Source organism: Microcoleus asticus IPMA8 (assembly GCF_013179805.1).
Taxonomy (GTDB): domain Bacteria; phylum Cyanobacteriota; class Cyanobacteriia; order Cyanobacteriales; family Microcoleaceae; genus Microcoleus; species Microcoleus asticus.
Genome location: NZ_SRRZ01000027.1, coordinates 1 through 21,275 on the forward strand (window position 1 = coordinate 1; position 21,275 = coordinate 21,275).

Sequence of the window (21,275 nt, forward strand, 5' to 3'; positions counted from 1 at the left end):
AGTTAAACACAGAGGTACTGGAATCATAATGAATACTCCTATATTTATTGTTTCAAGCACTGCATAGCCCTTAACTGAACCGTATTGGGTTATATAATTCTTCTGCCTTTTGCCTGACTTCTCTTTCTATAGATTCTGCCTGCGAAGCTGAATCATATTTGTTAGCAGCGGATGAATTATCTGTAGAAGAAACACTCAAACTCTCCCCAGCCAACAATCGAGTAAGAATATTTTCACTTATAACCGATCGCCCTTCCTCATCCTTCCGATTCAAACTCTCCCCAGCCAACAATTGCCAACCAATCTTCCCAGCAACCTCACTGATTTTCCCACAATTCATCTCACCCAGCCGCACCATTCGCCCACCCAATTCTAAATGCGTTTCGGGCGATACCAGCAACATGTCTCCAAATTCTTGCAGCCAGTTTACCCACTCAGCATCATTGATTTTGCAGCCGATTAAAAAGCCTTTAATTTCGCCCCGACTCCAGCCTTGTGCAACACCCTCTAACAGTGCCATGAATTTCTGTTCGTATTCCCCAAAAGAGCGAATCGGAGTTGGCTTTGACGGTGGGGGTGCAGGTTGTTTGCGGAAATGTCGCTGAATTTGCCGCCACAGATTGAGGATGCTTTGCCAAATTTGTCGGATCATTGGCTGGGTTGGTGATGTGTTGTTGGAGATTGTAACATAAGCAACGGAGGACACGGCAATGCCGTCTCCCTACCCTCGATTAATTGTAGGGAAACGGCACTGCCGTGTCCTGACTTTGGCCGCAGAGGATACGGCAATGCCGTCTCCCTACCCCAAATAATTTTCGGGGAACTAAGGACTTTAGTCCTTACTAGAAACGCTCTTCTTCCTTACCCTAAAAAGAAATAATCAAGTAACCATTCAGGAACTTAGCACCAGTAACAGACTTTCCAGTTAGCGCCGGAGGCAGCAAAATATTGCGCCGCTGATCGCCCGCTTCGATCGTCACTTCCGGCCCGGATTGAATCAATTTAATTTCTTTCTTGTCAAACCCAGGCAAAAACAAACTAACTTGACGCTGTGCAATGTTGATGTTAATGGGTTGAGGAGCTTTTGCCGCCTGAGAAAAATCGGGCAAAGCATCAATTAGCGGCTGCCAGTTACTGTCACTGTGCGCCGGAACCGAAACAGCCGTCAAAGGCTCAAACTCGGCAGTAATAGCTTCTGTAACCGGTGCTTGATTAACAATGACACCGCCCACAGTCAAACCAACTTGTTGAGAACTTCCCCAAAGATAGCGGGCAGTTGCGATCGCGCTTGCATCCCCAGTCGTCACCAAAAAAGCCGCCGTGCGGTTCGGATCTGCCAGCGCTTCCTTACCCTTATCCAAAAGATTATCGACTTGCTTAGTAGATTGAAAAGCATTGTCTCCCGACAAATCCACAGTCAACACCGTACTGACAACCGGTTGAATAAAAGGTGAAAGCGCTTTCCCCAAATCCGAATCTACCAAAGCTTGACGGAACCTGCGGATGTACCAACTCAGAATTTCCGGCATTCCCAGCATCCGCAGCGTATCCATGCCGCCATTGCCGTCATAAACAATTACATCGTATTGTTTGCTGTCCTCGTATTCCCGAAGTTCGTTTAACGCCAACGCGCTGTCCATTCCCGGCAACACTCCTAATTCTTGACCGTAAATCTGCTTGAAAAACGGAGTGCGGACATATTGAGCTTCTAGTTGTTTAACTTCGTCCCACCTGCGTTCTAGCAGCGGCGCGCTTTGCACCTGAACTGCTTTGAGGTTGGGGGCGATTTCCTGGGGGTTGAGAGTCAGGGGAACCCCTAGCAGGATACCCAATGCAGGGCCCGGATCTTGGCCGAGCAGCAGAACTCGCTTGCCTTGAGCCGCGTATTTTTTAGCTGTTGCGATCGCGATCGTACTGCGGCCAGTGCCGCCTTTGCCCAAAAATGTCAAAATCAAAGCCATTTTCTGTTCTCACTGCCAAAGCTTACTCTTTAACATTTAAGCGCAACCTTCAGCCAGAGTGGGGAGGAAGAGGAGAGTGGGAGAGTGGGAGAGTGGGAGAGGGGAAGAATTGGGAAAATTTTTCCTCTTCCTTCTTCCTTCTTCCTTCTTCCTTCTTCCTTCTACATCTGTTAAACGGGTTCTAGCTCATCTTCAAAAAACCAAGTCGCAAAACCGTCAAACTTGACAACCACACCTACTCCGCTACCGTCAACCATTCTGAATCCGTCAACAGTGCCTACTGGATTCTCCTTTATCTTGCCCACTATATTTGCAGGTATCCGATCTCTGAGACGGCGCACCTTCACTCTCTGACCTACTTCTATTGCCACTGAAATTGTTCTCCTGCTCTATATAACCTATATACAACCGTCCATTTTACAGTTTGGCGTCTACTTCGGAACAGCAACGCCAGCAGGCGATCGCTCGCTATGATTTTCCATCGAAATTTCGACCAGCTTTCCCTAAAAAACCCTCTTCTAGTCGGGGTTGGTCGATCGTGTACCTTGATTCGCTTGGGTTTGCCTCATCAGGTTCCACAGCAGCAAGCTCAACTCCCAGACTCTCGCGCACCGCGAAGATAATTATTTTTTATCCCTTTGCAAAAACAATCTTTTTATTAATTGCCACAACTACAGAATTTGTCCCCAATTAGTCATCCTTCCGGCAGAAGCCAAAAAGCATTCAGAAGCAGTAATTAATTTTATGTTTGCTATATATAAATCTGCGATCTCTAAAGTTGACCTCGGCTAAAATCCATACTGCAAAGCACTTTGAGTCTGGTCGGCCAAATTTCCCGAAGGTCAGATTTTAGTAAACTGCCATCTTGTAACAGTTTACTAAAATCTGAAAATAAAAAAAAGATTTAATGCTAAAATTTCAGGTTGAGAAAGTCGATTTTTGCTGTTGTCTTACCGCATAAAAAGTGGAACGCTTGCCGGATTTAGGGTGTCCAAGAGAGCAAAGGAAGTCAAGGAACTTCAAGATCACAAAATTGAAATAATGAATAAAATTTTTACGTGCTGGCGATCGACCCAAATTCCGCTCCTAAGTTTATCGTTAGCTGTGTTCGCCTGTCTGCCGCTCGGTCGTGGGGCGATCGCCAGTCCGCTCTCTCCATCCCCCAAACAGCCCTCACACGCTACTAAAATTGTCTCGGTCGATCGACCGCCAGCATTGCCAACAAACTCACAATCTCCAAAAAATCCGGCAACAGTGGCGGCGAATTCATCCCCAACAGAGACAATAAAGGCTCAGGGAACAGCCGTCGGACGATCGCTCGAAATCCAAGAAATTCGCGGTACAGTCAGCTTTAAAGGGCGACCGGCGGTTGTGGGCGATCGGCTCCTCGCTCCCGGAGACGAAATCATCACCGGCCCCGATTCCACAGCCCGTTTAGCGATCGACAACTACACCGGCATCGTGGAAGTTGCCGAAAAAACCGCAGTCAGAATATCTGATTTGTCAAGCCGTGCAGGGGGCGAAAAAGACACAGCGATTTTTGTCAGCAGGGGGCGAGTCAGGTTGTCGATCGGCAAAACTGCCGCGACAACTCCCGCAGCCAACACCTCAACAATTATCCCGCCGAACCAAATAGCCGCCCTAAATACCTTCAGCGGACTCGGCAAATCCAGTCAAATTGCCCAACAAAAAAGTTCTGCCAAAACCGCCCCAGTCAGGGTTGAAACCCCAGAAGGCGTTGCCGGAGTCCGCGGCACCTCCTTTGGCGTCAGCGTCGGCGAAGGCAAAACCGCAGTCGAAACTATTGAAGGTGCAGTCGCAGTATCCAGCAGCACTGACTCAGAAGTAGTTGTCAACGGCGGCAACGCCACGACAATTTTCCCTCAAACCTCGCCCGTGGGGCCCTCAGCGAGTCCTCGCCTAGCTCAACTCAAAGTCCGCAGTTTGGGGAGACTCAGCGGCAATATCTATCGCCTTAGCGGTCAAATTAACCCGATCGACATAATTTATGTCAACAACGAAGCGATTAAGATCGATCGAAATGGCAACTTCAAAATCCAAGGAATTTTACCTCCAAGTCGCCGCCTCAAAATCGTAGTGCGAGGCCCGTCAACCACAGAACGGCATTACAGCCTCGCTGTTCCTTAAACAACCTTTTTAAGAGTAAAGTGCGCGGGCAGTCTCTGAGGATCTGAGTTAGATTGTAAGTCCTATCTGGGTTGATTATCATGTGTAAGTGCGAAGCATTTCGCGGTGAAACTCCCTCAGCCCAGGTGCATCTAAATCTTACAGTTAAGTTTGATTCAATTATTGTGGGGTGTCCCGCCAGCCGCAAAATACAATTTAGATTCCCAACAGATTAGTCAAAATTAATAAATTTTGCGACTACCCTTCGCCCTTACGGTATTGTAAAACTTCATGACCAAAAATTTTTTGATGGTACAAGCCACCGGATTTATCCGTGGAATCAATCCAAAATCTAAAATCTAAAATCTAAAATCTAAAATCTAAAATCGAATGACTCGCACTCCTCTCGAAAACCGGACTCGAATGTTACTTTTTGCGTCAAATTAATTGCATGAAGTTCAAAAAATGGATCGACGAGCATCTCAAAGACAATCAACTGATCGGCCTGCGGCAATATATAATCACAAATCCTCCCTGGATAACAGGTGCCATAGCAGGTATAATGTCTGTAGCCATGCTGCAATTGGGAATGTGGAAACCCCTTGAATATTTGGGATACAAAACGCTATTTCAAATTCGAGAAGCGGGAATTTTGCCAAATCCCGGATGGGATTCTAGAATTGCCGTAATTGCGATCGAACGGCATTCCTTGCAGGAATACGGTCAATTTCCTTGGCCTCGCAACCGCTACGCCCAACTGCTAGAAGCGCTGAAAAAATCTCCCCCCACAGCAGTTGGTTTTGACATTCTTTTCCTCGATCCGAGTCCGAAAGATGATATTTTAGCTGCTGCGATCGCCGCCAACGCCAAAGTTGTACTCCCTAGAACCATTAAAGAAGAACCAGTAGCATCTTTAAAAGCAGTCGCCGCAGGTGTCGGCCACATCAGCCAGGAAGCCGATAGCGACGGTATTACCCGCAACTCAAAAATCTTTCTCAACGGGATTCCTAATTTCGGTTTAGCAATGACTCACAGGTACAATGCTGCTAATCCCCAAGATCCAGTATTGCTCCCACATTCCAAAAATAAGCAGGAAAAAAAAGTCTGGGTTAACTGGCCGGGGAAAACTGAAAATCTACCTACCTATGCTTTTGTTGATGTCGTAGAAGGTAAAATTCCCGCAGATGCTCTGACCAATAAGTTAGTTTTAGTGGGCATAGTTGCTACCGGTTTAGACCCGATATCTTCACCTCTCAATAAGACTACGGCTGGGGTTTATTTATATGCAGCGTTGGTTGACAATTTGCTCAATCAACGCTTGCTGCGGCGGCTGCCGGTACTCATAGAAATTTTGTTATTGTTGGGGATTGGCCCGCTTACCGCTTTGGTTCTGGGCAACCGAGGTGTTACAGAGAGAATTGCGATCGCTCTCGGTTTGCCTATAGTTTGGATTGCGGCTGCTGCTTTGTTATTTGGCTTATTTTTTTGGTGGGTTCCGATTGCCGCACCTATCGGCACTCTCATTTTATCTGGCACTGCTTTGCAACTCCGGGAACAGTACGAAAAGCAGCAGTTGATGAGGTTATTTGAAAAGCACGTCGCTCCAGAGACAGCTCAGCTTATTTGGGAACGCAAAGCTGAGATATTTGAACAGGGAGAACTCGAACCTCAAGAACTGACAGCAACGGTGCTGTTTATGGATATTCGTAGTTTTACTTCGATTTCAGAAAAAATGCCACCGCGGGATTTGCTCACCTGGCTGAACAATTATTTGGAAGCGATGACCAACTGTATTATGGATCACGGCGGCGTTGTAGATAAATACATAGGTGATGCAATTATGGCAGTTTTTGGGGTGCCTTTTTGCCATACCGAATATGGACAAATTCAACAAGATGCTTTGAATGCAGTTGCAGCTTGCATTGCGATGCACGAACGGCTGCACCAACTTAACCAGCAGCTTAGAATTGAACGCAAACCTTTAATTAAGTTTGGCATCGGTTTGCATACCGGACAGTTAGTTGCTGGCAGCGTGGGCGGTTCCCGGCGTTTGAATTATTCTGTGATCGGTGATGCTGTCAACGTTGCTGCTAGATTGGAGGCGATGAATAAGGAAATTGTTTCTGACAGTCCTTTTAATTTGTTGGTGACGGGGAGGACTTTTGCTTACGTGCGCGATCGCTACGAAGGCCAAAAAGTAGGATCGATTCAATTGCGCGGAAAAAAAGAACTGACTGTGGTTTATGCTATTATGGGCGAAAAGCATTAGTCAGTTGTCAGTTGTCAGTTGTCAGTTGTCAGTAGGGAAAATTACCTTTTTCCCAATTCCCATTCCCAATTCCTAATGACTACTGACTACTGACCAATCTAATCAAATACGCTCAGGCGCAGAGTTTTAGCTATTTGTTCTAACAGAAATAAGCCGCCGACAGAATTTCCCTCTTTATCGAGGGGCGGACTGTAAAAGCCGATCGCACCTTGACCCGGAATTACCGAGAGCATTGCCCCGCTAACTCCCGACTTGGCCGGCAGTCCTACCCGCAGCGCAAAGCGGGCCGATGCTTCATACAAACCGCAAGTTGCCATCAGTGCTTTGACAGTACGGCAGTTTTCCCCCATTGCTCGATCGCCACTATTTACCAAAACCATCCCCAGCTTAACTAAATCCTCCACAGTTCCCGACAAACAGCAGACGCGATTGTAAGTTTCTAAAGCAATTTCCGCATTTTGAATATAACCCGATTCTACGATTTTTAAGGCGATATTCCAATTATTTTGATTCGGGTTTTCCTTCACTGAATCGAGCATTAACTCGTCAACAAATAACTGACTTTTTGCCTGTTGATTCAGCCAACCGAGCAAGTTTTGACAGCGCGCCACAGCATTTTGACCGGGAATCAAAGACGCTAGGGCGATCGCCCCGCTATTAATCATCGGGTTTCTCGGCTTTCCTTGGTCTATTTCGAGTTGAGTTAACGAATTGAAAGGCAGTTCCGAAGGCTCCCAGCCAACGCAGTCAAATACCATTTTTTCGCCCAATTCGCACAGCAAATAAAGCAGGACGAAGGGCTTGACTGCACTCATCAGCGGGAATTTTTGATCGATGCTACCACAGCTCACAATTTGACCGTCAATTGCCCTAATTTGCACGGCAAAGTTTTGTCGATCGGCTCGCGCAAGGAGAGGTATGTACGCGGGAATTTGACCGGATTTACTGCGATTTATGGCCTCTGTTGCCCATGCGGCCAGTTGTTCTGGTTGCAGGGAAGATAGTTTGCTGGTGGATATTGTCAAATTAGATAACTTATTGGTTTAATCTAAAATAAAGTGCGATCGCCCGATCGAGATCACAAACTTTTCCATGCCCGATTTTAAAATAAATCTGACCAAGAAAATTACTTTGCATAAAAACCTGCTATTTGCCCAGATAAATAAGTAGCAGCTTCAAGGCAAAGTTGTTTCCCGACAACAACCAGCACTAGCTCAAAAGGGCGACCGATGGTGATTTCCCTGCCCCGTTGTCAGGGCAGGGTGCTTCTCTAACTTAATTCTCAAGGGAGAAATTCGCAATCCTTTCCGGATACCCCCCGAACCTCTGAGAATTTACCATCCAACCGAATCTACCAAAATCAGGATAAAAAAATGCCAGAAGCACCAAAAGCAGAAGCACCAAAAGCAGAAGCAGCAAAACCAGCTCCGCTGACTTTTAAGGGTGTGTGCAGCGACGGAGTTCTAAAAGGCAAAGAAATTGAAGGCAAACTAGACATCAAAATCAACGTCGAGTCCGTCAAAGCTAAAGAGGCGCCGGCCCCCAAAAAATCCGAGTGGGAGCCAGTTATCTTTTGGGTATTGTTTGCTTTCATGGCAAACTTGATTGTCGGCGACCCCGCCGGAATGAAAAAAAAATACAACTCCCCACAAAGGTCTGATTCTCATCAGATGTTAAACCAATCTGGGGAGCAGTCGCTGTTGCCTAAGAAAAACACCAGCAACTCGCCGCTTTAGGCCCTGGGAGACTGCCAGCCGCGCAAATAGTAATAAAAAGACCCGAAATATTCCTCGAATACTCGCGTCGTAGTTACCAAAGCTTCTGCACGAGGCAAAAAATCTCCCGCGTCTAAGCGGAGTCTGGATTTCCCTCCTGCGGTGGGCTGGAAAGTGTAGAAGTCGGTAGCTCTAGGAATCACCTGAATTCCCATATTCGCAAATGCTAGGCTGGCACGGCGCATCTGAATCGCAGATGTTACGAGGATTACTTTGCGCCCGACGCCGCGGCTGTCGAGTATCTTTCTCACCTCTTCAGCGCTGGTGCGTATGTTGCTGCCGTTATTGTCGAGAACGATACTGCTGCGCGGGACGCCCATGTTGTTTGCCAGCAACGTTTCGATATCCTTACCTTCGCCAACATAACCCTCCAACTCGGGTCTCGGGCCAGCGGTAACGATGACCATAGGTGCTAGTTGTTTTTTGTACAAAACTGCAGCATAGGGCAGGCGATTGCCTGCATCTGTCAGTTGAATCGCTTCTCGGTTGGCGGTGTGGTTGTTAGTCGTTCCCTTGCCGAGGAGGACGATCGCCGCTGCTGTTTCGTCGCAGCAAACTGTGCGAGCAGCAGCGTCCCGTTCTGCTTGGTCGGCGAACCAGTAAGCTACAACTGGCATACTCGAAAGGATCAAAACTAACAGCGCTGCCAGGATCATTCTCGGCGCCGGGTTGCGGATGCCCCCGTTCGTGATCAGCGCCGATGCAATCACCAGCAGCGTGATCGAAAAACCTAACGGCGTAAAGAAGAAGGCTATTATGCCGAAAATCGCTGCTCCGACTGGCGTGTCTGGCGCAAAAAAAGCCAGGAACAAAAGGCTGATCAGCAGCAAAACGCGCAGCCGGTCTAATAACGGATTGTCTTTGCCTCCTGATTGATCCCACCACGATTTGAGCAGTGAGAACAGGAGGAATAGAAATAGAATGCGAGCTAACAGTTCTGGCATCTTGCAATATTCTGTGTCTTCATAAATTAGTACAGAAGTTTGGAAACGAGCGCGAATTTAGCTGCGGGAGGAAATACGGGCATCGGTGGGTTTTTAACTTTCGCCAATAACGCAGTCCGATCGCATTTATCCTGATGCTCGATTCCGGTCAGCTATCAACCATTGGTTGCAGGGTGAAACCCGCTACTTCCAGTCACAGATTGCTGACAGTTAATTGGTAATTGATAACTGGTAATGGTTGATTGGTAATTGGTAATGGATCGAGTACACCGCAGGTGGAATTGACAATTCAAGCCTGCTTTGTTCTGCCTACTTTTGTCCCCATTACCTGTTACCGATTCACCAATCCCAATTTATCGGCGCTTCAGTTGATTCCGAATTGCCTGCGTTACCGTTTGAATTACTTTAACACGAGCATAATACTTGTTATTGGCCGCAATTAGCGTCCAGGGAGCAAGCGGCGTGCTGGTGCGCTGAATCATTTGATTCACCGCCACTTCATAATAATTCCACTTTTCCCGATTTCGCCAATCTTCCTCGGTGAGTTTGTATTGTTTAAATGGATTGTTTTGCCGCTCTGTAAACCGCTTTAGTTGCTCGTCAGGACTGATGTGCAGCCAGAATTTAACTAAGACACAACCGAAACTGGTGAGTTGCTCCTCAAATTCGTTGATTTCCTGATAAGCTCGGCGCCATTCGGGTTCGGTGGCAAATCCTTCGACTCGCTCGACCAGCACTCTACCATACCAACTGCGATCGCAAATGCTGATTTTACCAGCCGTTGGCAGCCGCCGCCAGAACCGCCAGAGGTATGGGTGGGCTTTTTCTTCGTCGGTCGGGGCCCCAAAGGCATTAACGGTGTAACTGCGGGGGTCTAATACGTCCGTCAAGCGTTTGATCGCTCCTCCTTTACCGGCGGCGTCCCAACCTTCAAACATCACTAACACGGGGATTTTATCTTCGTAAATGCTTTGTTGAAGTTTACCAAAACGGGTTTGTTCCTCGCGAAGTTGCTGTTTGTATTCGTCGGGCGACAGCGATTGAGTTAAATCTACTTGGGCCAGTAAGTCGGGTTCGGTGGGTTCCAACCTTTCTTGAGGTGGCAATTTCACTGGTGCAGATTGCATCGGCAGTCTGTCTAAGGCATCTGTAATTGTCGCGGCCATTTGCGTTAAAACTTTGACTCTCGCCCACCGCTGACAATCGCCTTCTACTAGCGTCCAAGGTGCGGAACCCGTGCCGGTTTGGGCTACCATTTCTTCTGCTAAAGTTGTGTATTCTTGGTATTTTTTGGCTTGTTTCCAATCTTCTGGCCGCACTCGCCAAGCTTGTAAGGTGTCGTCTTCTAGTTTTTTGAGCCGGTGCTTGAGTTCTTTTTTGCTCAGGTGAATCCAAAATTTGGCAATTGCCGCGCCGTCATCTACCATCTGCCGCTCGAAGGCGTTGATTTGCCTGATGACTGTGGGTACTTGGGCGTCGGAGACTCGATCGAACAATCGGTCTTCTAAAACATGAGTGTACCAACTGTGGTAGAAAAAACCAATTTTGCCGCGGGCGGGGAGTTGCTGCCAAAATCGCCACAGAAAAGGATAGCCCTTTTCTGCGGCTGACGGCGGCCAAATCGGGTGGACGGCAAACCCCCGCGGGTCCATGTACCCTACCATTTGTTTGACTAAAGCGCCTTTGCCCGCGGCTGCCCAGCCTTCGAGGACGATAATTGCGGGCAATTTTTTTTCCCAGCAGGCCAGTTGGAGCGATCGCAACTGTTTCATTAAAACTTCTATCTTGGCATCGTAGGTTTCTTTATCGAGGGAGATATCTAAATCGAGGTTTTCGAGCATATTTACCTCATATAAATCTGAGAAAACTGTTTAACGTTAGTTTAACGTTTGGATAAAATTAAATCCCCAACTCCGGGAAAAACGTTATAAAAATTACAGTTACGGCTGCTTAAAAGCACGATCGCACCTGCCCTCAAATGGCAGCCTCGTTAATACTAGCAAGATTCCCTCAATTTCAAACTTGCCAAAAAAAACGGCTCAGGTTATAGTTGAAATAGGTAACTTTTAAATAAGTTCAACTTCTCCCCTCCCCCGATCGGGCGAGTTAACAGGAGGAGGCAAAAATCCCTGAAAAAGGATTTAGTGTAAAAGAGAGCAAAAGTAAAAATCAACTACCCGGTGGGGGTGACAACTTCTTTACTTAGCTGTAGAAACTTTATTCAAACAATAGTTACTTAAGCACCAAGCTTGGTAACAAAAGAGAGCGCGACTCATCGACATCCAGCCATAAACTCACATATAAAACTAGCCCGGAAGGGCAAACCAATTTTTATGATTGCCTAATTAGATAAAACCTGAAAGCCTGGGTGATATAAACAGGTTTCTGAGTTTTATCGACACCACAATAAATCTGCATTACATCCGCGTTTATCCGCATTCCGAAGCGGTTAACAATCAAAAACTCGGATTTTTGCCAGAAATTCACTGTACTTGTTTGCCAATACCAATTAAGAGGAACAGTCCGAAATTACGGATTGCAAGTTTTCTATGAATATCTTAACAACACGCTCCTACAAGGGCCAAACTGACTGGTGCGCGATCGCAAATTTAATCGATGCTTGCGAAGCAGTCGATCGCCTCGGCGAAGAAGTCTCAGCAACTGAACTCAAGCTAATACTTGATGCACCCAAACTCGACAAAGCCCGCGACGTGCAGTTGTGGGAAGATGGTAATTACAAACTAATCGGTTTGTCACTCCTAGATATGCCCGATTCCCAGGATGAAATAGACGCTTGTCTGTGGTTTTACGTGCATCCAAATCTGCGTAGCGAAGGTTTAGAAAAAGACATAATTAAGTGGGGCGAAAAACGGGTGCACGAAGTCGCAAAAGAACGGAATTTGCCCGCGAAATTGCGTACCTACAGCCGCGAGGATAAAACAGATGAGATGCGACTGTTAGAGAAACAGGGCTTTGAGGTCGATCGCTATTTTTGGACAATGGCCCGATCCCTAGCTGAACCAATACCAACACCTGAATTTCCCGCAGATTTTGCGCTGACACACGTATCAGGAGAACAAGACATTCAACCGTGGGTAGAGATGTTTAACCAGTCATTTATCGATCACTGGAATCACCACGATTTAACTGCGGAAACCGTGCGCTACTGGATGCAAGATCCGAATTATCAGCCGGAATTAGACTTGATTGCTGTTTCGGGCGATCGCAAATTTGCAGCTTTCTGCGACTGTCAAATCAAACCCCAAAAAAACGCCCTCAGCGGCACAAAAGACGGTTGGATTGAATTGTTGGGTACGCGGCGTGACTTTCGGAAAATGGGTTTAGGAAAAGCGATGCTGCTGGCTGGCTTGCACTCCTTAAAAGCGGCGGGTGCAAACACAGCTAAACTCAGCGTTGATGCTGACAGTTTGACGGGGGCGACAAAGCTTTACAAATCGGTCGGTTTCCGCCCGATGGAAACTTGGATCGAGTGGGCTAAGACTGTGTAGAAAAGGTTGGCCCTGAAGGCGAGAATCCCGACTGCTTAAAGAAGTCGGGGTTGTCAAGTGCGATTTTGGGTCAAGTGCGAGATCCCTTTTGGATCGAATGGGCGATCGTACTTTCCTTGATTTCCTAAATCAACCGGAAATTAGCGGATGTAATCGCATTGGCACTCACTCCAATCATCACACCTAACTCCTCTCCTGTCGAGAGATTCTTGATGAGAGTTCCCTGAGTATTTTGAGTTACTTCTAACTGACCAAAGATTAAACCTCCGCTTAATCCAATCAAATCCTTGCCCTGTAAAATCAGCGATGATATCAAATACTCTACATACCGCGCATCGGGTATACTACAGGAGATATCGACATTCACGATATCCCTGTCGCTAAAAATAATCAAATCCTTTTTGTTAGCACTTTGTTTATCAGTTAATTACTGTGGAACTTTAACCGCAAATAGTGGCGGATATACGCGGATGAACGCAGCTTAGGATACAGTTTGTTTAGTCACTTCTACATAAATATGTTCTAAACGCACCGGATACCGAGCGATCGAATCAATAGAAATCCCATCGAACAGCAAAATAATTTCTTTTAATTCTAAACGTTCGGGCAGCCAAAAAGCTAAATCGCTACCGTAGCGGCGGGGGATAAAACTGTATTGTTTAGCGCGGGCGATGACTTCAGCTTCTTCGTCGGTTTTTACCACGATAATTTCTTGAGCCGGAATCAGTTTTTGCAACTCTTCTAAACTGCCCTCAGCCACAATACTCCCATTTTTCAGAATTCCGATTCTCTGACACAGCCGCTCAGCTTCATCCAACAAGTGAGTTGTCAGCAAAATTGTAATTCCTTCCGATTGCAATCGCTGAATTAAATCCCAAATTTCGTAGCGAGCCTCAATATCTAAACCCGTTGTCGGTTCATCTAAAATTACTAATTTAGGCTGGTGTACCAAAGCCACGGCAATATTCAAACGGCGCTGCATTCCTCCGCTCAAAGTTTCCACCGGGCTTGTAGCTCTATCTGTCAAATTTACTGCTTTCAAACAGTGTCTTACTTGATAGCGGCGCTGCTTGCGCTCTAAACCATAAATTTGAGCAAAAAAGTTGAGGTTTTCTTCGCAGCTAAGGCTTTTGTAAAGCAAATTTTCTTGGGGCGCTACACCTATTAATAATTTAGTAGTTTCGGAAACAGGTTCACCATTGATAGAAACTTGGCCGCTGTCGGCATTTAGCAAATTGCATAAAATATTGATAGTGGTAGTTTTGCCCGCCCCGTTTGGCCCCAGCAAACCGTAAATTTCTCCAGCTTGAATGTGCAGTGTTAAATCTTTAAGCACTGAACGCTCGCCGTAGGATTTATTGAGTTTTTCAATTTGCAGCACAGCTTGAAATCTCCTAGTTTTTCCTATAATATAATACCAATCCTTGCAGGAGTCGTAATTTTTTTCCCCCACCCCAACCCTCCCCGAACCCGCTGGGAGTTTGTAAGAAATTCACAAATGATGCGAGGATTGCTATAGCCGTAAGGTGCGGTGTGCATAGAACGCTAAATAGGTGTAAGGTATGGTGTGCATTGAACCCTACATAATTAGGTTCAACTGAACCATGATTGAATTCTTTTAAAGTAAATTATTTCACTCCTTCCCCTTCGTTTAAAGTCTTCTTTCTACTCTCAACATCCGTCGGTAAGAGAGCCATCCGGCTACTATCATTAAAACAGCAAAAATACACAAAAACTCGAAGTGCGACGAAATATCAGCCAAATCTTTGCCGTCAGCCCACACGCCCATCAGCGCTTCGTTCATGTGATAAATTGGATTGTACTGGGCGAGTTCCAGCAGACTTTTGGGAAACAGCGAAGTTGGCAAAAATGCGCCTCCTAAAATCAACAAAGGAACGCCAAAAGCTGCTACTAGCGAGTTGACATCTTCAGTGCGCCTAGCAAACTGGGTGCCGAGAATAAAGCCTACACCTACATAAGATACAATACTGAGCAGAATAATCGCACATCCTAACAGGATAGAGCCTTGAAATTGTGCTCCTAAAAAAGAGGCGATCGTGTATACTAAAATTACCTGACCGATACCGATGCAACTGTGAGCAATAAAAATCCCTAAAAAGTAGGAAGTGCCGCTCAGGGGGGAAATAAACAAGCGTTTGAGAGTATGCTGTTCTCGCTCTGCTACTACGGTTGCTACGCTACCGCCGAGACAGCTAAAAAATAAAGCAGCTCCTACTAAGCTTGCAGGGGCGGCTGTTTCAAAAGCTTTTGCTGTTGTCAGTTGCGCGCGTTCTGCTAAAATTAAAGCGTTAATAATCAAGATAGAAATCGGAAAGATAGCCCAAAAAATTAAACTGCGTCTTCGCCTTCCCAATTCTATTAAAATGCGCTGCGCTACAGCGAGGGTTTCATACCAGTATTTCATCTTAAGTTTGTTAGCATTGTTATTGTCTGAAATCAAAAATTAAAGTTAATATTTTATGATACAGTCATGACATAAGCTTGTCAAATAACTGTTTAAAATGTACACCAATGACTTAACATCAACGGATTGGTTAAAAACAGAATCAGCACGCAAAGGAGGAAACGGCAGTGCCGTTTTCCTACCCCAAAATAATCGCCCTAGGGAAAATGTAACCATAAGCCCGATTAATTGTAGGAAACGGCACTGCCGTTTCCTGATTTCCGCTAATGGGTAAAATCAATTGGACGGATGGGATGATGAAATTACTCTCTTGATCTAACGATCGACAAGACCGCTCTTCAGGAGACGGCAATGCCGTTTTCCCACCCCAAAATAATCAATAATTCTTACTTAATCGCAAAATTCGTACCTCGGTAACATCCTTGAAAAGAAGTTAAACTGGTGCGGTTTATCTGTTCCAATTTAGTCACGAGGGAAGAAGTATTGGTACTTTCAGCGGTAGCACCCCACTTGTAGATAAAGTCGCCGATATAGTTTCCGGTTTCTTCGTAGCTGTGCTCTTCAATAGGAATTCCCGAAACTCCTGAAACAGTTTGGTTGTTGTATCCGTTAACAATGATTTTTTCGATAACAGCTCCCGGTTCTGCGGTAATGTTCCATTGCACCGGTTCATAAGCTGAAAGTGCGAGAATTATTGGCTTGTTTCGGCGTTCTACTTTGATTTCGATCGCACTTTTTGATAAATCTCGGTTCTTGTGATCCGCATTGGCTTCGTAAACGCCTATTAAATGAAGTTCTTTATTCCCGCTTGAAGAACCGATATAAGCTGAAAAATCGTCGGAACCGCCAAGCCCGCAGTTTGCCACAGAACTAATTGGGGAAGTAAAAGCTGTTTTTTCGGCTAGTTTCTGCTGCACCGCCGGCACTACCCACAATCCGGTTCCGATGCCTAAAGCACCTATCAAAGCGGCAGCGATACCGAAAGGAAGGGCATTTGTGAGGTGGCGAACAACTGGTTTTGCTGTTAGTTGAGATAACGTTTGCTGCCAAGTTTCACCAGTTTGTCGATCGGCATTACCGCCATCGAGACAGGCCAATAAAGCTAAACTTTCCGGCTGTTCGAGCAGACTTTGAACAGTTTTCCCTTCGCCGACGTAGAGATTTCTAGTTTCTGTGTCTAAAAGCAGCCAGTAGCGATCGCCCTCGCCGAGGTTGTACTCTTGTACCGCAGGATCGACTAAATCGTGCTGCAAAAACACCAGCCAAGCCATATTATTGCCAGTGCCAACTGTTTTGCCGTCGCTGGATATAAGTTGGTCGATATCCGGTTCCCAGCGCCAAGCTACCCAGCGACTATCTCCTCGATAGCCGAGGGATTTTTCTAGTTGCGGATGAGCGGTTATTTCTAAGCGTTGAACTAAGTTTGACACGAGATGTCCTCCTCAAGTGCGATCGCCACTTCAATGTCTTAGCATAACTCATCCCCGGCAGTTCAAAGAGTGCCCGTGCCGTTGCCTGTTCCATTATTCGGAGACAAATTGTTGCTGGGAGTGGTATTCGGCGAAGTTCCCTGATTGAGATTATTCTGATTGGTATTCGGCGAAGTTCCTGGATTGGCATTATTCGGAGTGGTATAGGGCGAACTTCCCGGATTGAGATTATTCTGATTGGTATTCGGCGAAGTTCCCGGATTGGCATTATTCGGAGTGGTATAGGGCGAACTTCCCGGATTGAGATTATTGGGATTGGTACTCGGTGAACTTCCAGAATTGGCATTATTGGGAGTACCTGCGGGCGAAGTTCCCGGATTCTGATTATTCTGATCGGTATTGGGCGAAGTTCCCGGATTCTGATTATTCTGATTGTTGGGATTTGGCGTGCCTGTTGGAGTAGTTATCGGGGTGCCGACAGCATCTCTGGTGATGGGGTTGGGGTTCGGGGCAGCAGCCGGAGTGCCTGCATTGGGGTTATTTGCAGGAGCATTGGCGGGGTTGCCCGCAACCGGAGCAGTGTTTTGGGGAGCAGCATTGCTGCCGCACAAGCTTACTAAATCAAAAGTTGTGCCGCCTGGAGTTTCGAGGAAGCAAACCGGCACATTTACTTGGGGGTTTGAGGCTCTGGGAAAATCGGCTGTTCCCGGCATGGGACGGCTAAAGGCAGCTTCAGCCATCAGTGGGGTCAAGACCGCCGATAGAGCGGCGATTGTTCGCAATAATCTCATCAGCGTTTCCTCAAATATTGAACTGTGTTTGATCCAGTATTGCCCAGAAACTAGAAATTGTCTTCTTCCCAAAATAGGAGCTTTTGCTACTCCTGCTGATGTAGGCTGCGCCACTGAGCTTCAGAATTAAGACATTTGCATTTCAAGTAATTCTTGATGATAACGTTGCAACTCATGCGGTTGATGGATCAGCGGCTGAAGTTGGCCGTTGTGGAGTTGGTAGGCTTGTGTGATTCCAATGCGGCTGAGAAAGTCGAGGTCGTGGGAAATGACCCAGAGGGCGCTCTGAAACTCATTGACTCCATCAACAATCTGATTCACTGTTTCCAAATCCAAATTATTTGTTGGTTCATCTAAAATGAGCCAATCAATTTGAGAAATGCCGATCGCAGCCAGCCCTAATCTCGCTAACTCACCGCCGCTTAAGGCAGATGCAGGCTTGTTCACCTCATCATTAAAAAATAGAAAATTTCCTAATTGCTGTCGCAGCAATTGATAGTCTAAGTTTGGGTTTGCCATTTGCATATTTTCTAGGACTGTCCGAGACCGATCGACCATTTCATAGCTTTGATCGAGATATACCCCTTTTATGGCAGATTTTATGGCAATTTCACCGGCTTCTAAAATTGCTGGAGTTCGCTCCATTCCTAGAATGGCTTGAGCTAAACAGGATTTTCCTGAGCCGTTCTTTCCAGCAATAGCAATGCGCGAGTCTGACGATACATGAAGCTGAATGTTTTTGATTAATCGGCGCGCTCCTAATCTCAAATCAGCACCTTGGATATCGATTAAATTTTTGTGTTTGTGACTGCATTCTTCTAATTTAACCCGGGTTGTTTTCGTCGTTTTGATTTTGGTTGCGGTAACTTGATTAGTTGCTTTTTCTACGGCTAGTTCATGTTTTTTCTTAGCAATTCCTGCCGTTACTTCAGCTTGTCGCTTCAACGCACCAGCGAGAATTTTTGGAATGCTGTCAGCACGTTTGCGACCTTGTTGGCGAGATTGAACGGCTCGTTGTTGTTCGTGAGCTGCTGATGTTTTCGCTCGCTTTAGTTCTTTTCGCGCTACTTCGTGGGCGCGTAATGCGGCTTGATGTTCGGTTTCTTTTTGCGATCGATAGAAGGAGTAGTTGCCACCGTAAACCTTTAACTCCGCTGGCGTTAATTCCCAAATCGTATCGACGGTGCGATCGAGAAAAAACGGCTTGTGCGAGACAATAACGAAAGCACCAGAAAATTCTTGCAGTGCTGTCTGCAACTGTTCCAGGGTTAACAGGTCTAAATGATTTGTTGACTCATCTAACAACAGAATATCAGGCTGCTTCGATAGAGCGATCGCCAACCAAAGTTTCGTCAGTTCTCCGCCGCTGACTGTGCTCAGAGGCTGAGATAGCGAGACTTCCGAGGGAAACTTCTCCTCTAGCAACGTTGTCACCGTCCACCATTCATCCGAATGAGAAGCGATCCAGTCCAGTACCAATTCATTCGATGCAGACAGATTCAGCGTACTGACTTGAGGCAGATAGTAAATACTACCTGTCCTCGCGACTGTGCCAATCTGCGGGATTAGTTGTCCGGCAAGTAGTTTGAGCAAGGTCGATTTACCGCTGCCGTTGCGACCGACTAAGCCAATGCGCGAGCCTTCATGAATTGCAACAGTGATATCTGCGAACAAAGTCCGTGTGGGTGCGACTTCGCAGGTCAAATTAGCTGCGTTGAGAATTGCTTTCTTTTGCATATTTCTGCTCCATCTTGGTTTGCTGAGCCGTCCTCGTAGTGCTGGACGCTCGATCGCAGTACGATCGAGAGGTCGCTACCCAATTCAAATCTCTGGCTTTCGTAGTTTTTAAAGCACAGAGCGTTGGAAATCGATCGGGATGGGTTAGCAACCAGCAGTTAGCTTCATGGCAGTAAGAATTAATTAACTACAATAAATTACACTATATTACACGAATTTTACGTTGTCAAGCCACAGATGTTTTGAATTCTGGGGTACAACGGATACAGTCTTGGACGCAAGGAATCTATTTGGACACCATCTGTAGTGGTAAGGCGCGCACTGTACACCATACTGGCTCTTCCGTACTTACTGTGCTTTTCTATCTGAAAATAATGGCACAAATTCTTATATAGCAAAAATTTCTGGTCTTGTTTTAGTTGATTTTAGCCTTTTTGTTCTTCAATTCAGACATAGGTTGATTTTCAACTACTTAAACTCATAGTTTGGGAAAGTAAGTAATTGACCGGATATGCTGTATGATGTGCGGTCAATTACTTGTAATTGACCGCACATCATATAATAACTAACTTCCTTTAATACCGAATTCGCGGGTCAACGTAAGCATTCAAAATATCAATTACAATGCTGGCAATTACGACAATTGCCGCAAAAAACACCACAATACCTTGAACAGTTGGATAATCCCGCAAGCTAATCGCTTCGTAAAGGCGATTTGCCAGCCCCGGCCAAGAAAAAGTAACTTCTGTTAAAATAGCACCGCCCAACAGTGCAGCAAAAGTCAATCCTAAGACAGTAATCACCGGAATTAGCGCATTTTTCAGAGCGTGAGCCCATAAAATCTGCAATTCGGGAATGCCTCTAGCTCTAGCTGCTTCGACATAATCTGCTTGCAAAGTTTGCTTGAGATTCACTCTGACAATGCGCTCGAAAATGCCGCTCAAAAGAATCCCCAACGTCAAACTCGGAAGTGCCAAATAATGCAAAGATGTGAGAAACTGACCGGGGTTAGCGCTCAGGAGACTGTCAATCGTGTACAGTCCTGTATAGCCTTGGGGGGCTGGGAATGTAACGGGAAAGCGAGTTCCCAAGGGAAACCAGCCCAACTGCACCGCGAAAATCAACTGCAAAACCATGCCGGCCCAAAAAGCGGGCAGCGAGTAAGTGATAATGCCAAACAAACGGCCGGCAGCATCGAAAATAGTGTTGGGGCGGGATGCTGCCAGGGAACCGATACTGATGCCGACAATTAAAGCTATGGCCATGCTACAAACTGCTAATTCCACTGTAGCGGGGAAATAGTCTCCGATAATTTGCCACACGGTTTGTCCGCGAGTGGTGATGGAGGTTCCCAAGTCCAGACTTAATAAGTCTTTCATGTATTTGAAATATTGCTCCCACAGGGGTGCGTCGAGGCCGAGTTGGGTTCGCATTGCTGCTTTGGTGGCTGCCGGAGCTCGTGAGCCGAGAATGGCATCTATGGGGTCGCCCGGAGTGGCCCGCAGCAACAAAAATACTGCTGTGGTGATTGTCCACAACATTAGCGGTGCGAGAAGCAAGCGGAGAAAAATATAAGATTGCAGGGCTTTGGAACGAGACATAATATTTGGGAATTGCCAATAGCGAAGTCATTAATCATTAGCCAGATGTTGAAGGCATCAGGCAGATGGAAGGTAGAAGCTGGAAGAAACAGATATTTTATATCTGCGACTTCCGTGCCGCGAATCAGGGGAATTGAGAATTGCGAATAGACAGTTAAGTTGATTTTTGCGAAAAAGCCGATCGACTTTTTCGCATTTCCCGATTTTCCTATTCGCCCAGCAGCGATTCAAATGCAGCTTGCAAAGACTTGATATCGCCTACTCTCGCTACTAACAAGTTTTCGCTGCCTGCATCCTGCAGCCTGTGCTTCCAATACTGGATGCTATCCGAGTTGTTCATCCAGAAACTAATCACGGTGTCTACAACTCGATCGACATCCCAGCCGCGATCGGGAGAAACTGTCTCCACGGATGCCACAAACGCATCGAGAGTACACTTCCGGTTTGCCAAGTATTCTACACCCGACGGCTGCTGTTGTTGCAGCAATTCCTGCTGCTGGTTAAAAAATGTTAAAGTTGGAGATACGCCCAGGATTTCAAATGTATAGTTCATGTCATCCTCCAGAAGTATTATTTTGCCAAAAGATCGATCGTCCAAAAAAGCCAAAAACGCTTTACTTTGCTGCCCTTGATGAAATGCAGATGCTTCAATTATCCTCTTTGCAGTCAGTCGATCGGAATGTTGGCCGCTTATCTTATTAATAGC

Annotated in this window: 19 protein-coding genes; 5 read left to right on the forward strand and 14 right to left on the reverse strand. The window is 46.2% G+C overall.

Annotation, left to right across the window (positions count from 1 at the left end; all coding sequences use genetic code 11):
• Positions 1–70: 70 nt before the first annotated feature.
• The 3 genes from E5S67_RS32355 to petP form a co-directional block, all read right to left on the reverse strand.
• The gene (locus E5S67_RS32355) at positions 71–652 is read right to left on the reverse strand and encodes a hypothetical protein (RefSeq protein ID WP_216670335.1); all 582 of its coding nucleotides are present in this window, start codon (positions 650–652) and stop codon (positions 71–73) included.
• A gap of 214 nt (positions 653–866) precedes the next feature.
• Positions 867–1,961, reverse strand: coding sequence for a Get3/ArsA fold putative tail anchor-mediating ATPase NosAFP (locus E5S67_RS09650; protein ID WP_172186825.1), 1,095 nt, complete (start codon positions 1,959–1,961; stop codon positions 867–869).
• A 170-nt stretch (positions 1,962–2,131) separates the two neighbouring features.
• Entirely contained in the window at positions 2,132–2,332 is a 201-nt protein-coding gene (gene petP, locus E5S67_RS09655; protein ID WP_172186826.1) for a cytochrome b6f subunit PetP, read from the reverse strand.
• Positions 2,333–2,385: 53 nt separating this feature from the next.
• Between petP and E5S67_RS32360 the strand changes: the two genes are divergently transcribed.
• The 3 genes from E5S67_RS32360 to E5S67_RS09665 all read left to right on the forward strand — a co-directional run bounded on the left by E5S67_RS32360 (position 2,386) and on the right by E5S67_RS09665 (position 6,357).
• Positions 2,386–2,655 carry a hypothetical protein gene (locus E5S67_RS32360; RefSeq protein ID WP_216670336.1) on the forward strand — a complete coding sequence of 90 codons (270 nt, stop codon included), beginning with the start codon at positions 2,386–2,388 and terminating at the stop codon, positions 2,653–2,655.
• 347 nt (positions 2,656–3,002) lie between these two features.
• The gene (locus E5S67_RS09660; protein ID WP_172186827.1) at positions 3,003–4,109 is read left to right on the forward strand and encodes a FecR family protein; all 1,107 of its coding nucleotides are present in this window, start codon (positions 3,003–3,005) and stop codon (positions 4,107–4,109) included.
• A gap of 430 nt (positions 4,110–4,539) precedes the next feature.
• The gene (locus E5S67_RS09665) at positions 4,540–6,357 is read left to right on the forward strand and encodes an adenylate/guanylate cyclase domain-containing protein (protein WP_172186828.1); all 1,818 of its coding nucleotides are present in this window, start codon (positions 4,540–4,542) and stop codon (positions 6,355–6,357) included.
• A gap of 98 nt (positions 6,358–6,455) precedes the next feature.
• Here the strand turns inward: E5S67_RS09665 and glsA are convergent, their stop codons facing one another.
• Positions 6,456–7,382, reverse strand: a complete 927-nt coding sequence (glsA, locus tag E5S67_RS09670; protein WP_172186829.1) for a glutaminase A — start codon at positions 7,380–7,382, stop codon at positions 6,456–6,458.
• Positions 7,383–7,730: 348 nt separating this feature from the next.
• Between glsA and E5S67_RS09675 the strand changes: the two genes are divergently transcribed.
• Entirely contained in the window at positions 7,731–8,093 is a 363-nt protein-coding gene (locus E5S67_RS09675) for a hypothetical protein (RefSeq protein ID WP_172186830.1), read from the forward strand.
• Here the strand turns inward: E5S67_RS09675 and E5S67_RS09680 are convergent.
• Together E5S67_RS09680 and pap are read right to left on the reverse strand one after the other, a co-directional pair.
• The gene (locus E5S67_RS09680; RefSeq protein ID WP_172186831.1) at positions 8,090–9,076 is read right to left on the reverse strand and encodes a YdcF family protein; all 987 of its coding nucleotides are present in this window, start codon (positions 9,074–9,076) and stop codon (positions 8,090–8,092) included. The two genes, E5S67_RS09675 and E5S67_RS09680, sit on opposite strands and share 4 nt — an antisense overlap.
• A gap of 353 nt (positions 9,077–9,429) precedes the next feature.
• Entirely contained in the window at positions 9,430–10,917 is a 1,488-nt protein-coding gene (gene pap, locus E5S67_RS09685; protein WP_172186832.1) for a polyphosphate:AMP phosphotransferase, read from the reverse strand.
• Between the two features lie 708 nt (positions 10,918–11,625).
• Between pap and E5S67_RS09690 the strand changes: the two genes are divergently transcribed.
• Complete coding sequence (locus tag E5S67_RS09690) at positions 11,626–12,585, forward strand: GNAT family N-acetyltransferase (RefSeq protein WP_172186833.1); 960 nt, start codon at positions 11,626–11,628, stop codon at positions 12,583–12,585.
• A 124-nt stretch (positions 12,586–12,709) separates the two neighbouring features.
• On the opposite strand, the gene E5S67_RS09695 is transcribed toward E5S67_RS09690, so the two are convergent.
• The 8 genes from E5S67_RS09695 to E5S67_RS09735 form a co-directional block, all read right to left on the reverse strand.
• Entirely contained in the window at positions 12,710–12,952 is a 243-nt protein-coding gene (locus tag E5S67_RS09695; protein WP_172186834.1) for a hypothetical protein, read from the reverse strand.
• A 114-nt stretch (positions 12,953–13,066) separates the two neighbouring features.
• Positions 13,067–13,966: an ATP-binding cassette domain-containing protein gene (locus E5S67_RS09705; RefSeq protein WP_172186835.1), complete on the reverse strand. Its 900-nt coding sequence runs from the start codon at positions 13,964–13,966 to the stop codon at positions 13,067–13,069.
• A gap of 270 nt (positions 13,967–14,236) precedes the next feature.
• Positions 14,237–15,010: an ABC transporter permease gene (locus E5S67_RS09710; RefSeq protein WP_172186836.1), complete on the reverse strand. Its 774-nt coding sequence runs from the start codon at positions 15,008–15,010 to the stop codon at positions 14,237–14,239.
• Positions 15,011–15,396: 386 nt separating this feature from the next.
• Positions 15,397–16,440, reverse strand: coding sequence for a hypothetical protein (locus E5S67_RS09715; RefSeq protein ID WP_172186837.1), 1,044 nt, complete (start codon positions 16,438–16,440; stop codon positions 15,397–15,399).
• A 62-nt stretch (positions 16,441–16,502) separates the two neighbouring features.
• Complete coding sequence (locus E5S67_RS09720; RefSeq protein ID WP_339382811.1) at positions 16,503–17,345, reverse strand: hypothetical protein; 843 nt, start codon at positions 17,343–17,345, stop codon at positions 16,503–16,505.
• A gap of 12 nt (positions 17,346–17,357) precedes the next feature.
• A complete protein-coding gene (gene abc-f / locus E5S67_RS09725; RefSeq protein WP_172186838.1) occupies positions 17,358–18,968 on the reverse strand; it encodes a ribosomal protection-like ABC-F family protein in 1,611 nt (536 codons plus the stop codon).
• A gap of 575 nt (positions 18,969–19,543) precedes the next feature.
• Positions 19,544–20,569: an ABC transporter permease gene (locus tag E5S67_RS09730; protein ID WP_172186839.1), complete on the reverse strand. Its 1,026-nt coding sequence runs from the start codon at positions 20,567–20,569 to the stop codon at positions 19,544–19,546.
• 208 nt (positions 20,570–20,777) lie between these two features.
• Entirely contained in the window at positions 20,778–21,122 is a 345-nt protein-coding gene (locus E5S67_RS09735) for a hypothetical protein (RefSeq protein WP_172186840.1), read from the reverse strand.
• Positions 21,123–21,275: the final 153 nt, after the last annotated feature.

What these genes read in the sequence shown, in the direction of transcription:
- E5S67_RS32355 (WP_216670335.1), bottom strand. Translation starts at nt 652, where the DNA reads ATGATCCGACAAATTTGGCAAAGCATCCTCAATCTGTGGCGGCAAATT.
- E5S67_RS09650 (WP_172186825.1), bottom strand. Translation starts at nt 1,961, where the DNA reads ATGGCTTTGATTTTGACATTTTTGGGCAAAGGCGGCACTGGCCGCAGT.
- E5S67_RS09660 (WP_172186827.1), top strand. Translation starts at nt 3,003, where the DNA reads ATGAATAAAATTTTTACGTGCTGGCGATCGACCCAAATTCCGCTCCTA.
- E5S67_RS09665 (WP_172186828.1), top strand. Translation starts at nt 4,540, where the DNA reads ATGAAGTTCAAAAAATGGATCGACGAGCATCTCAAAGACAATCAACTG.
- E5S67_RS09675 (WP_172186830.1), top strand. Translation starts at nt 7,731, where the DNA reads ATGCCAGAAGCACCAAAAGCAGAAGCACCAAAAGCAGAAGCAGCAAAA.
- E5S67_RS09680 (WP_172186831.1), bottom strand. Translation starts at nt 9,076, where the DNA reads ATGCCAGAACTGTTAGCTCGCATTCTATTTCTATTCCTCCTGTTCTCA.
- pap (WP_172186832.1), bottom strand. Translation starts at nt 10,917, where the DNA reads ATGCTCGAAAACCTCGATTTAGATATCTCCCTCGATAAAGAAACCTAC.
- E5S67_RS09690 (WP_172186833.1), top strand. Translation starts at nt 11,626, where the DNA reads ATGAATATCTTAACAACACGCTCCTACAAGGGCCAAACTGACTGGTGC.
- E5S67_RS09710 (WP_172186836.1), bottom strand. Translation starts at nt 15,010, where the DNA reads ATGAAATACTGGTATGAAACCCTCGCTGTAGCGCAGCGCATTTTAATA.
- abc-f (WP_172186838.1), bottom strand. Translation starts at nt 18,968, where the DNA reads ATGCAAAAGAAAGCAATTCTCAACGCAGCTAATTTGACCTGCGAAGTC.
- E5S67_RS09730 (WP_172186839.1), bottom strand. Translation starts at nt 20,569, where the DNA reads ATGTCTCGTTCCAAAGCCCTGCAATCTTATATTTTTCTCCGCTTGCTT.
- E5S67_RS09735 (WP_172186840.1), bottom strand. Translation starts at nt 21,122, where the DNA reads ATGAACTATACATTTGAAATCCTGGGCGTATCTCCAACTTTAACATTT.